General features: G+C 63.4%; 1 pseudogene. It reads left to right on the forward strand.

Going from position 1 to position 383, the window contains the following annotated elements:
• Positions 1-383: pseudogene (locus tag HJW02_RS12960) on the forward strand (hypothetical protein); the annotation flags it as partial.

The raw sequence follows: 383 nt of genomic DNA on the forward strand, positions 1-383 counted from the left end.
GAAGACGCCCTTGCGGAATTGAAGAAACAGCGCGTCAAGACGCTGACCGCCGCCATTTCCGTCTCCTTCCTCGGCGTCGCCCTCATGGGCCTTCTCCTTTATTTGGTGCATATCATCGTCGCCATTCCGGAAGATCCCCCCATGGTGGCCTACGCCACCCAGGAAGGCGACAATCCGGATATCGACACCCCGGAAGTCACCCAGACCACCCAGCGCCCCAGCAGCTCCTCCACTGCCGCGCAGGTGAAAGTGATTGCCGCCGTAGCCACGGCGGACGTCGCGGTGGTCAACCCGGACATTGAAGTGGACGTCCCCTCGGAAGAGCTTTCCATGGGCATCGACATCGGCGACGGCTTCGGGACCGGCACGGGCGACGGGGACGG

The organism is Akkermansia sp. GGCC_0220, assembly GCF_017566105.1.
GTDB lineage: Bacteria > Verrucomicrobiota > Verrucomicrobiia > Verrucomicrobiales > Akkermansiaceae > Akkermansia > Akkermansia massiliensis.